This window comes from Enterobacter cloacae complex sp. P29RS (assembly GCF_014893445.1).
Classification (GTDB): Bacteria; Pseudomonadota; Gammaproteobacteria; order Enterobacterales; family Enterobacteriaceae; genus Enterobacter; species Enterobacter intestinihominis.
The window spans coordinates 328,293-338,023 of record NZ_JADBPZ010000001.1 but is presented as its reverse complement, the minus strand read 5'-3'; the positions used below and the strand labels follow the sequence as shown (position 1 = coordinate 338,023).

General features: G+C 48.0%; 14 protein-coding genes. 11 read left to right on the top strand and 3 right to left on the bottom strand.

The features are described from left to right. From IM282_RS01575 to IM282_RS01535, 9 genes are all read left to right on the top strand, one after another. A partial coding sequence (locus IM282_RS01575; protein WP_305038532.1) for an RHS repeat-associated core domain-containing protein occupies window positions 1-597 on the top strand: 597 nt, incomplete at its 5' end. Window positions 598-978: 381 nt separating this feature from the next. Beyond that, a complete protein-coding gene (locus IM282_RS01570; RefSeq protein ID WP_045261114.1) occupies window positions 979-1,185 on the top strand; it encodes a hypothetical protein in 207 nt (68 codons plus the stop codon). 345 nt (window positions 1,186-1,530) lie between these two features. After that, entirely contained in the window at window positions 1,531-1,734 is a 204-nt protein-coding gene (locus IM282_RS01565; RefSeq protein ID WP_071881494.1) for an RHS domain-containing protein, read from the top strand. Window positions 1,735-1,751: 17 nt separating this feature from the next. Then, entirely contained in the window at window positions 1,752-1,997 is a 246-nt protein-coding gene (locus IM282_RS01560) for a hypothetical protein (RefSeq protein WP_038416206.1), read from the top strand. Between the two features lie 146 nt (window positions 1,998-2,143). Beyond that, the gene (locus IM282_RS01555; RefSeq protein ID WP_070533130.1) at window positions 2,144-2,626 is read left to right on the top strand and encodes a hypothetical protein; all 483 of its coding nucleotides are present in this window, start codon (window positions 2,144-2,146) and stop codon (window positions 2,624-2,626) included. Between the two features lie 26 nt (window positions 2,627-2,652). Further along, a complete protein-coding gene (locus IM282_RS01550; RefSeq protein ID WP_126490332.1) occupies window positions 2,653-3,129 on the top strand; it encodes a hypothetical protein in 477 nt (158 codons plus the stop codon). A gap of 81 nt (window positions 3,130-3,210) precedes the next feature. Beyond that, window positions 3,211-3,591, top strand: coding sequence for a hypothetical protein (locus IM282_RS01545; RefSeq protein WP_192970034.1), 381 nt, complete (start codon window positions 3,211-3,213; stop codon window positions 3,589-3,591). A gap of 16 nt (window positions 3,592-3,607) precedes the next feature. Next, window positions 3,608-3,973, top strand: a complete 366-nt coding sequence (locus IM282_RS01540; RefSeq protein ID WP_038416203.1) for a hypothetical protein — start codon at window positions 3,608-3,610, stop codon at window positions 3,971-3,973. Window positions 3,974-4,072: 99 nt separating this feature from the next. Beyond that, window positions 4,073-4,366: a YciI family protein gene (locus IM282_RS01535; RefSeq protein WP_038416202.1), complete on the top strand. Its 294-nt coding sequence runs from the start codon at window positions 4,073-4,075 to the stop codon at window positions 4,364-4,366. A 54-nt stretch (window positions 4,367-4,420) separates the two neighbouring features. On the opposite strand, the gene ychF is transcribed toward IM282_RS01535, so the two are convergent. After that, the gene (ychF, locus tag IM282_RS01530) at window positions 4,421-5,515 is read right to left on the bottom strand and encodes a redox-regulated ATPase YchF (protein ID WP_010432886.1); all 1,095 of its coding nucleotides are present in this window, start codon (window positions 5,513-5,515) and stop codon (window positions 4,421-4,423) included. Between the two features lie 126 nt (window positions 5,516-5,641). Next, entirely contained in the window at window positions 5,642-6,226 is a 585-nt protein-coding gene (pth, locus tag IM282_RS01525; protein ID WP_032624091.1) for an aminoacyl-tRNA hydrolase, read from the bottom strand. Window positions 6,227-6,500: 274 nt separating this feature from the next. On the opposite strand from pth, the gene ychH reads away from it, so the two are divergent. Beyond that, window positions 6,501-6,776 (top strand): stress-induced protein YchH, encoded by a 276-nt coding sequence (gene ychH / locus IM282_RS01520; RefSeq protein WP_022648382.1) that lies wholly within the window; start codon window positions 6,501-6,503, stop codon window positions 6,774-6,776. Between the two features lie 120 nt (window positions 6,777-6,896). Next, window positions 6,897-7,955, top strand: coding sequence for a MerR family transcriptional regulator (locus tag IM282_RS01515; protein ID WP_063146345.1), 1,059 nt, complete (start codon window positions 6,897-6,899; stop codon window positions 7,953-7,955). On the opposite strand, the gene dauA is transcribed toward IM282_RS01515, so the two are convergent. Then, window positions 7,941-9,620, bottom strand: a complete 1,680-nt coding sequence (dauA, locus tag IM282_RS01510) for a C4-dicarboxylic acid transporter DauA (RefSeq protein ID WP_023306435.1) — start codon at window positions 9,618-9,620, stop codon at window positions 7,941-7,943. The two genes, IM282_RS01515 and dauA, sit on opposite strands and share 15 nt — an antisense overlap. Window positions 9,621-9,731 lie beyond the last annotated feature (111 nt).

Sequence of the window (9,731 nt, the reverse complement as noted above, 5' to 3'; positions counted from 1 at the left end):
TGCGGACGGTTTACGCAGCAGGACCCGATAGGGCTGGCGGGGGGGATAAATCTTTACCAGTATGCGCCGAATGCGCTGGGATGGGTGGATCCGTGGGGGTTAAGCCGTGAGTGTAGCGGTAAAACGAAACCTGATTTCTACGTCGGTCCAGCGGGGCCAAGCGCTACAATGCCTTCTACAGCCTATCGCTATATGAGGTATCTTGAGGATGATGGTACTATTAATGCATGGGTGCCTAAAACATTTGAATCCAAATCCGCACCAGTCACTTATTTTGGTTTTGATAGATTAGACTCCGGCCGCACAGTAAGAGATGCATTCCAGATCAAAGGAGCAGATAAATTGAATCCACTTGATCCTTTGGATAAATCATGGAGTGATGGACGTCTTAGAGCTGAGTTTGATACGCTTCAATTATATGAAAATGGTGTTCCGCAAGTGCGAACCCCGAGAATGTTCGGCGATAGACCAGGAGCGCCACTTGAACCGTTTACTAAGGCATACCCTGAATACAGCCAAGGTAATGTTCAACAGCTGCATGCTGAAAATAGAGTTATTAATTTCGACAAGATTGATATTCTGCCAGAGGAACCATGATAAATTTACAATCTTACAATGAAGTTTTAGATTTCCTGGAGCTGTTTTTTCAAAAATATATTCTTGATTCTAATTGTTTGCAGGATATGCAATCTATTTTAGATGATTGTCGAAAAGAAAAAATGGTGGCTATTCGAGCTATAGACTCATGTTTTATGGAATATAGGCGAAAGACTCAAGATTATAGAGTCCCTACTCATGAGGAACAGGAGATATGGAAACAGTTGTTCAATATATGGCAGTAAAATATTAAATAAAAATGGCTGGATGGGTTTTTACTTAATATCCCGTATTATTTTGCTAAGGTTATGCTATTACCATCGGTGTCAGGAGGTAATCTGTTTTTTTCGAATGTGTTATTAAAATTCAGGAGTAAAATGAATGACAGTGGAAAAGTTACGAAAGAATCTTGTTTTTTTAATAAAAAAATATGTTCGGGAAAGTCAACAGGAAGCATTTTATGATGACATATCAAAGCCTGATGTGCCAGTGAAAGGTATTTTAGCTGACTTTAATAAAGTCAAAACAAGAACCGTTGATGAAGCGGATGGAGATTTGATACGTGATATTTACTTTTATTTTTGCTAACTAATAGTTATACGGGGAATTGATTTTTTCAGGTTGTTTATTATGTTTGTTTTTTTATGGGAGGTGAGTAGGTTGATGCATGGGGAAGGGTAAATGACTCTTGACTCGTCCCAATCCTTACCCTCCCCTATGAGGGACATTAGAAATATATTAATTACAGATTTTATTTTATATATCACGCATTATGCTGATTTCCTTCTTTTAACTTTATTCAAAACCTGTTCGCCGCTGATGATAATCCGTTCGAAGGGCGATTGAGAAAATTACCCATAACCGCCTGCTGCAGGAGGTGCACGGGGACGTGCCGATGACCTAAGTATACTGCGACCAGACAGTGATGACCCGTTGGCACATGCTGACGACGTTAATGCCCCAGAGATCTTCTGGTTCCACTGCCAGCCCAACGGCACGCCAGAGCGGATAATGGATATCGAAGGGCAGAAGCGCTGGGAAGGGGCGAACGGAGCCTGCGTAAGCTACTGCTGGAAAGCGAGACGCAGATATCCGAGTATCTCCAGAATTGGATGTGCCAAACAAACCAGTGTATGAAATCAGGGATGCCTATCATGAATTACGATTCATATAATGAAGTACTCGATTATCTCAGGTTTTTTTTCAACGAAAGAGTGGATTCATCAATTTATTTAGAAAAACTAATGACTTTGATTGAAGGATCTCGCACTGAAAAAACGGTGATAATAAGAGCAATTTATGAAACGTACATGCAGTATGTAAAACAAAGTAGAGATGGCATAAAAATTAACGCTGAGGAAAAAGAAATGTGGATTGACTTATTGCACCACTGGCAATAAGACTTTATTGTTATGCGGGTGTCATTGTAAATGGTTATAATAAATATAATTTGTACGCGGAAAATGCTCCTCATATGGATGTTCTCATGTTGAGTCGATTATATTATTAAGATCTTGTCAGACAATAAAAAGTAAACCAGGACAAAATGATTGAATTAAAATTTAAACCGATTACAGGTGAACTAAATCTTGATGATCTGCCTTTGGAAATTGATACTGAAGAAGGCTTTTGTAAGTGTGATTTATACCGCGAATTAGTAAAGCACAAAGCCGTTAAGAAAACCATGCCAAATCACTACCTTGTTGACTCAGCAGTGTTTTCCGATAAAGAATTTCAAGTTACTATACGCCCAGTGTGCTATGGTTTTCCTTTTATGCTTCATCTTGTTGATAAAAACAGTCAATACTATAAAGCATTAAATGATTGGAATGCTCGAACTAATATTCACATACTAAATGAATCAGTAAAAAGTTTGTCTGATTGGCTGAAAGAATCACTAAACCTGGACACGCCTGATACCATGGAAACAGACATCATTAGGTGGAACTTTGCGTGGGGGCGGGTTTCAGTCTCATATGAGACAAAGTCGTTTAATCATGGGATATATATAGTTTGGAATATAACGTAGTCACTTCCAGACAAGGTTGTTTAGATATGTTAGAAATGAAACTTGATGTTCATACTGGATTTGTAGCAATTAACAACTACCCAATCGAATTAAAAGATGTTGATACTTTTAAAAATTCCGCATTTTACAAGTTCTTCTCGCCATTGGCTAAAATAGGTCCTTTTTATTTCGCTATCGATAATATTAAATGGAAAGATCAAGTTTTCATTTTGGAACTGAGGCCCTCAGCATTTTCTTTTACTCCATCATTATTCCTTACTAGTAAGGATGGAAATTTTTATAAAACGCTAGAGGATTGGGATAAAAGGGCTAGTCTGAGTAATTTATCGGATGAGCAGCAACGCTTGACAGCCTGGGTTGAGAGTGAAATAACCTCAAAGCCTAAACTTAAAATTACAACCCCCCCATATGGAATTCAATGGGAGCATGAATGGGGAAGTATTGTTGTACAGTCTAATGAAAAAAGCTTCGATTGTGGTATTTATATCGAATGGAATGTTTGATTAAACAATGTTATTAATTAATAAAACCCCTCATTTTCTTCTCGCCTTACTTTTTTATTAATAAAGTTAAAATCTAAAAAAATGAAAATAACTAATCGACTGAAAAAGAAGATATTAGTCCTGGATGGCATTGATAATGACTTTATAGATTATGGCGCAAAAATAGCATGCCTTGAATGCGAGGGTGTAATAGTCTATTCCATAGTAAACTCATATGAGTTTGACACGCTCTCTGAAGAGGTAAAATACTTTTTGGTTAAGAAAATGAGAGGAGTGAAGCTTGTTAGCGATCATAATGAATTTAGCTATGATGAAAGCCAATTACACATTTCGAAAAAAGCATGTTCAAATTGTTTAAAAGAATTTTCTACTGTATTAACGTATAAAGAAGTGCAGCCAGCCCGATATCGGGTATATCTTGTGGGGCTTTTTGAAGGTGATTTGAAACAGATCAAACTTTAAAAGTTGAGGTTTACCAATGATTGAAAATCTCATTTTTATTAAAGAAAATGACCTGGTTCAATGGGTATGTGGTGCAAGTAACATACTGGTTAGTATGCCGTTTTTAGACTATGCAATGGTCGACTCAACTCGCCAGTTAGTCTTTACGTTAAGCGAGCCAAAGCCATTACCAACCGTTTTGACCATCTTCAATGCGCAGGGCGAAAAACTATTTTGGTCTGCACCTCCTGAAGGCGCATTTTTCTATTACTTAACTTTCAACCTGTCAAAGGAAGTGGTTGTGGTCTGTAGCTATGCGGAAAAGCAAAACGGCTGGCATGAGTGGTTTTATTCCTGGGATATGAAGCGTAATGCTTTGTCTCAATTGGGCCCAGCGTATTAACATCAAAAGCGCCAAAAAACGATAACAATAACCGGTAGCCAAAGAGGGCCGAATAAGCAGTTCCAACAAGCGGTTTAAAACAGAGCTAAGAGGCAAAGGATGAGTACGGTTTACATTGTCATATTGACCTATATCAAACCCCTTGAAGAGGTTGACGCAGCGATACCTGCTCATGTGGAGTGGCTAAAAAAGGGGTATGCAGAGGGGATATTTCTGGCATCGGGTAGACGGATCCCAAGAACCGGTGGAGTCATACTCGCTAAATGCGAGAGTCTGGTCTCTCTCGAAGAGCGCTTGCGCGAGGATCCCTTTCAGGCGTTGAAGCTTGCGACTGCCGAAATCATTCCCTTCGAACCCAGTATGAAGGCAGAACTTTTAGACAATGTGTTTTGACCCCCCAATAAAAAAATCCACGCCAGGGCGTGGATTTTTTTTATTCAAGACGACTCAGACGTTGAACAGGAAGTTCATCACATCGCCATCTTTAACGATGTAGTCTTTCCCTTCAGCACGCATCTTGCCAGCTTCTTTCGCGCCTTGCTCACCCTTGTAGGTGATAAAGTCTTCAAACGCGATAGTCTGCGCACGAATGAAGCCCTTCTCGAAGTCGGTGTGGATCTTACCGGCCGCCTGAGGCGCAGTCGCACCCACAGGGATGGTCCACGCACGCACTTCTTTTACGCCAGCAGTGAAGTAGGTTTGCAGGTTCAGCAGCTCATAGCCCGCGCGGATCACGCGGTTCAGGCCCGGCTCTTCCAGACCCAGTTCGGCCATGAACTCTTCACGGTCGGCATCGTCCAGCTCGGCGATATCAGATTCAACGGCCGCGCACACGGCAACAACCACAGAACCTTCAGCAGCGGCAATTTCACGCACTTTGTCGAGGTACGGGTTGTTCTCGAAACCGTCTTCGTTAACGTTGGCGATGTACATGGTTGGCTTCAGGGTCAGGAAGCTCAGGTATTTGATCGCCGCTTTGTCTTCTTCAGTCAGGTTTTTCAGCGCGCGCAGCATGCCCGCGTTTTCCAGCTGTGGCAGACATTTTTCCAGGGCAGCCAGTTCCGCTTTCGCGTCCTTGTCGCCGCCTTTCGCTTTCTTCTGCACGCGGTGAATGGCGCGCTCGCAGGTGTCGAGGTCAGAAAGGGCCAGCTCGGTGTTGATGACGTCGATGTCGTCAGCCGGATCCACTTTGTTGTTAACGTGGATAATGTTGTCGTTCTCGAAGCAGCGCACAACGTGGCCGATCGCTTCGGTTTCACGGATGTTGGTCAGGAACTGGTTGCCCAGGCCTTCACCTTTGGATGCGCCTTTTACCAGGCCCGCGATGTCCACGAACTCCATGGTAGTTGGCAGAATGCGCTGCGGCTTCACAATTTCTGCGAGCTGGTCCAGACGCGGATCGGGCATAGGAACAACACCGGTGTTCGGCTCGATGGTACAGAACGGGAAGTTCGCCGCTTCAATACCTGCCTTGGTGAGCGCGTTGAACAGGGTGGATTTGCCCACGTTTGGCAGACCGACGATACCGCATTTGAATCCCATTTCTAAATCACCTTAATATCTTGATAATCAATCCGTTAACGATAACCGATTGAAGAAAAGTAAATAACTACGCCTATTATACACGTAACCCGCGCGACGCGCGGTAAAAAAGCCCCATGGCGCCGATTATTGCGCTTTGAAAGCGTGCAGTCGATTGGTGGCTTTCGTCAGGCCGTCCTGAAGCCAAATCTCGGTGCAGCGGGCCGCTTCGTCTACCGCTTCGTCAATCAACTTCTGCTCAGAAACCGGTGGTTTACCCAGTACGAAACCAACAACTTTGTTTTTATCGCCCGGATGGCCGATTCCCACGCGCAAACGGTGGAAATTAGGGTTATTACCCAGTTTGCTGATGATGTCTTTAAGGCCGTTGTGGCCGCCATGACCGCCGCCCAGCTTGAACTTCGCCACGCCTGGCGGCAGATCCAGTTCGTCGTGGGCCACCAGGATCTCATCCGGATTGATGCGATAGAACGTTGCCATGGCCGACACGGCTTTGCCGCTCAGGTTCATAAAGGTGGTTGGCACCAGCAACCGCACGTCGGCACCCGCAAGATTGATGCGTGAGGTATACCCGTAAAACTTGGGTTCTTCACGCAGGGGCGCGCGCAGACGTTCCGCCAGCAGATCAACATACCAGGCGCCGGCGTTATGGCGGGTAGCGGCATACTCTGCGCCCGGATTGGCGAGGCCGACAATCAGTTTAATCGTCACGATTTACTTCCTAATGGGTTCCAGATCTGGCGCGTAGTTTACTGTCTGGCGCGCCGCTTGACAAAGTTCTGCCTGCTGTACACCGAAATGCGAATAATTTCTTCTTTGAACAATTAGAATTTCAAGCTGTTCAATGTCTTATTTGTAAATTTTTGTCCGGGAGTTATCTGTAAATGTGATCATTCACGCAACTCATATAAGTGGCGTTGTCTATACTTTACACACAAGGAGAAGGGGTTTTTCCCCTGACAACCCAAAGTTCCGGAGGTGACATATGAAACGCAAAAACGCTTCAATGCTCGGTAACGTGCTAATGGGGTTGGGACTGTTCGTGATGGTCGCCGGTGTCGGTTATTCAATTTTAAACCAATTACCGCAGCTTGACCTCCCACAATACTTTGCGCATGGCGCGGTGCTGAGTATCTTCCTCGGTGCGGTATTGTGGCTCGCCGGGGCGCGCGTGAGCGGACATGAGGAAGTCTGCGATAAATACTGGTGGGTGCGCCATTACGATAAACGATGCCGCCGCGACCAGCATAAGCACGGCTAGTGCCCCATAAAGAACACCGAAACGACTTCATCTGAAGTCGTTTTTTTTTGCATGACGCATTGACCCTCACGTAACGTAAGGCTTCAGAGTAGCAACACTGGCAGAACAAAAGGAGCCGTTATGTTGATTCAGGTGGGTGAACTGGCGAAACGTGCTGGGATCACCGTGCGGACTTTGCATCACTACGAGCAAACAGGGCTGTTGTTACCTTCTGCCAGAAGCGCGGCAGGCTACCGGCTTTATAACCTGGCGGATGTGCAGCGTCTGCATATGATCCAGACGCTGGCAAAAGCCGGGCTGGAGCTTGCCGAAATCAGGGATTTTCTGGAACAGCGTTCGCTGTCATTAGCGGAATTACTCGACGGGCAAATCACTTTGCTGGACAAGCAACTGCGTAGCATCCATACGCTGCGCAACCGGCTGGTGGAATTGCGTACCGGGCTGACCGACGATGCGACGCCGGATCTGGAATCCTGGCTACAGACTCTGGAGTTAATGAATATGTACGATCGCTGGTTTAGCAAAGAAGAGTTGCAGCAACTGCCGTTTGCGGTAGAGAAAGAGGCGCTGGCGGATATCTGGTCGGGTCTGGTGACGGAGGTTAAACGCTTGCTGGAACAGAACGTCAGCGTCACGGACGCGCGGGCGACCGATTTGGCTTCACGGTGGATGGAACGCCTGGAACAGGATACCGCAGGCAAACCGGAATTTTTGACCCGTCTGAACGAAATGCACAGCGTGGAGCCGCAGATGCAGGAGCAAACCGGCATTACACCGGAGATTACGGATTACATCACGCGGGCGTTTGCCGAATCAAAGCTCAGCATCTGGGAGAAATATCTCACTGCCGAAGAGATGGCCTTTACCCGGGCGCACTACTTTGACCGGATGATGGAGTGGCCGCCGCTGGTGGCAAAGCTACATCAGGCGCAGCGGGATAATCTCAGTCCCGCTTCTGACGATGCGCAAAAGCTGGCAGAAAAGTGGCTGGTTTTATTCCAGTCCTATGCGGGAACAAACCCGCAGACCCAGCAAAAATTTCGGCTTGCCATGCAGCAGGAGCCGCATCTGATGAAAGGCACGTGGATGACGCCTGCCGTGCTTGAATGGCTCCAGCAGGCGATCGGGGTGATGATGCAAAGACGTATCTCTGCATCTGATGACTCACAGATCCGCTAATGCAGCTTCACGGTTAGGGTAGAAGGACAATCGGCCAGGGATCGGCTGTACGCCCGCGCGCGCCATGGTGCGCAGGGGCTGGAATTCGAGGTTACTGATCCGCAGCTCGCAGCCTTCCGGCAGGCGGGCAACAAAGCGCTGGAAGGCATCCAGACCGCCGGCATCCAGCACCGGGACGGCATCCCACTTCAGCACCACAATCCGTTTGCCCGCGATGCGGGACGCCAGATCGCTGAACAAACCTTCCGCCGCGGCGAAGAACAGCGGGCCAATCACGCGCAACACCAGCACATCTTCAGGCACCTCAACGTTAACCGGGGAGAGACGCGTCATCTGCGCGATGCGGCGCATAAACAGCAGCGAGGCCAACACTATGCCGACGCTGATAGCGATAACCATATCAAACAGCACGGTCAGCGACATGCAGATCAGCATCACGATGATGTCATCTTTCGGCGCACGGCGCAGCAGATTCACCACCTTATGCGCCTCACTCATATTCCAGGCCACCATCAGCAGCAGCGCAGCCATGGCAGAGAGCGGAAGCCATGAAAGCAGTGGGGCAAGGATCAGCAGCGCCATGATCACCAGCAGGGAGTGAATGACCGCGGAAACCGGTGATGTCGCGCCCGCACGTACGTTCGCGGCGGAACGGGCAATCGCAGCCGTAGCCGTAATACCGCCGAAGAACGGTGCAACGATGTTCCCTAAGCCCTGACCGACCAGTTCGCTGTTGGCTTTGTGCTTAGTGCCGGTCATGCCGTCGAGCACGACGGCGCAGAGCAGGGATTCAATCGCGCCCAGCATTGCCATGGAGAACGCGGCAGGCAGCAGAGCGCGAAGGGAATCCCAGCTCAGGGTGAAGCTGGAGCCCGGCATGTCCCACGGCAGAACCAGCTGCGGCAGCAGCTGCGGAATACCGTTACCCTGTGAGCCATCCGCCAGAACATAGTGGAACTGGGAGCCAATGGTGGCGACCTGTCCACCGAGCAGGTTGACGACGCCCATCACCGCGCAGCCCAGCAGCAGAGCGGGGAGATGCCCCGGGAGACGAATGCCTAAGCGAGGCCAGACGATGAGTGTGCCGAGGGTAACGATGCCAATGGCTGCATCGCCCAGGTTGGCCGTCGGCAACGCCATAAACAGCGCGCCCACTTTCTGTAAGTAGTGCTCCGGAACATGGGCCATTTGCAGGCCGAGGAAATCCTTAATCTGCATGGTCCCGATGGTAATCCCAATCCCCGAGGTGAACCCCAGCGTCACGGAAAGGGGAATATATTCAATCAGGCGACCAAAGCGGGCCAGACCGAACAGAATTAAAAAGATGCCGGACATCAGGGTGGCAACCAGCAGGCCTGCCAGACCAAACTGTTGGGAAACCGGGTAGAGGATCACCACAAAGGCGGCAGTTGGGCCGGAGACGCTGAAGCGGGACCCGCCCGTCAGCGCAATCACAATCCCCGCAACGGCTGAGGTGTACAGCCCGTACTGCGGCGCGACGCCGCTACCAATCGCCAGTGCCATCGCCAGCGGGATGGCAATAATCCCGACGGTGATCCCGGCTATCAGGTCACGAACGAAGCGTGACGACGTGTATTTCTCTTTCCAGCAGGCGTCGATGAGGGCGCGAAAGGGCAGAACATGTGAGGAGGTTACGTTTTTCACAATTATCTATCATCCGTGTGCGCATCATCTGTCATATGAATGGCAGGTGAAGGAGGCATAAGTCATACAAATAAATACTATAAACAAAAAAACCCGCCGTAGCGGGTTTTT

Bases quoted from the DNA above. Each gene is read 5' to 3' on its own strand.
- IM282_RS01570 (WP_045261114.1), top strand. From the start codon at position 979: ATGACAGTGGAAAAGTTACGAAAGAATCTTGTTTTTTTAATAAAAAAA.
- IM282_RS01560 (WP_038416206.1), top strand. From the start codon at position 1,752: ATGAATTACGATTCATATAATGAAGTACTCGATTATCTCAGGTTTTTT.
- IM282_RS01555 (WP_070533130.1), top strand. From the start codon at position 2,144: ATGATTGAATTAAAATTTAAACCGATTACAGGTGAACTAAATCTTGAT.
- IM282_RS01550 (WP_126490332.1), top strand. From the start codon at position 2,653: ATGTTAGAAATGAAACTTGATGTTCATACTGGATTTGTAGCAATTAAC.
- IM282_RS01545 (WP_192970034.1), top strand. From the start codon at position 3,211: ATGAAAATAACTAATCGACTGAAAAAGAAGATATTAGTCCTGGATGGC.
- IM282_RS01540 (WP_038416203.1), top strand. From the start codon at position 3,608: ATGATTGAAAATCTCATTTTTATTAAAGAAAATGACCTGGTTCAATGG.
- IM282_RS01535 (WP_038416202.1), top strand. From the start codon at position 4,073: ATGAGTACGGTTTACATTGTCATATTGACCTATATCAAACCCCTTGAA.
- ychF (WP_010432886.1), bottom strand. From the start codon at position 5,515: ATGGGATTCAAATGCGGTATCGTCGGTCTGCCAAACGTGGGCAAATCC.
- ychH (WP_022648382.1), top strand. From the start codon at position 6,501: ATGAAACGCAAAAACGCTTCAATGCTCGGTAACGTGCTAATGGGGTTG.
- IM282_RS01515 (WP_063146345.1), top strand. From the start codon at position 6,897: ATGTTGATTCAGGTGGGTGAACTGGCGAAACGTGCTGGGATCACCGTG.